Raw genomic sequence first — 526 nt, 5'->3', positions numbered from 1 at the left:
CCCACTTTTTACCAACCTTTTTGTCTACTATGCCTTAAATATAAAAAGACTTATTTCAAGCGAACGATTTAGACATAATTTCCTACGTTTTTTTCATTAAAAATATTAATAATGTGGTCTAATTTCAATTATGAAAATTAATAACACAATGAAATTGTATATTAATTAACCCAAAGTGGTATGCAGATTAATCATTATCGTATTGATACATTAAGGAGCATTTTATGAAGAAAATATTTTTATCGAAAGCACTCATTGCTATTGCAGCGTGTTCAGTCTTTTTCTCTGCTACTGCAGCAAATGCCGAAGTGGGTAAGTGGAGAAAAACAGGCTACCACTTTTTAGGATTATATCAATATTGCATATCCTTATCACTGTACATGGGTACGCCCGTAATTATTTTTAATTTAGGGGCTGTAGTAGATTAGCAAGAATGCTATACTACAAAAATGAAGATAACCCATTGTAAATTAAAGAAATCTATACAAAGAAGATTGCTTGAATTTTTTGTTGCAGAAATGACAGC

1 protein-coding gene and 1 pseudogene are annotated in these 526 nt (G+C 30.6%); both read left to right on the top strand.

What is annotated here, in order from left to right:
• Positions 1-224 precede the first annotated feature (224 nt).
• A complete protein-coding gene (locus HMPREF0027_RS11270; RefSeq protein WP_005625527.1) occupies positions 225-428 on the top strand; it encodes a hypothetical protein in 204 nt (67 codons plus the stop codon).
• A 21-nt stretch (positions 429-449) separates the two neighbouring features.
• A pseudogene (locus tag HMPREF0027_RS12050) lies at positions 450-526 on the top strand (IS1595 family transposase); the annotation flags it as partial.

It is taken from the genome of Actinobacillus ureae ATCC 25976 (genome assembly GCF_000188255.1).
Lineage (GTDB): Bacteria > Pseudomonadota > Gammaproteobacteria > Enterobacterales > Pasteurellaceae > Actinobacillus > Actinobacillus ureae.
The sequence above is the reverse complement of the archived record's forward strand: the minus strand, read 5'-3'. Positions and strand labels throughout refer to the sequence as shown.

Coding starts and splice junctions, on each gene's coding strand:
- HMPREF0027_RS11270 (WP_005625527.1), top strand. CDS start 225: ATGAAGAAAATATTTTTATCGAAAGCACTCATTGCTATTGCAGCGTGT.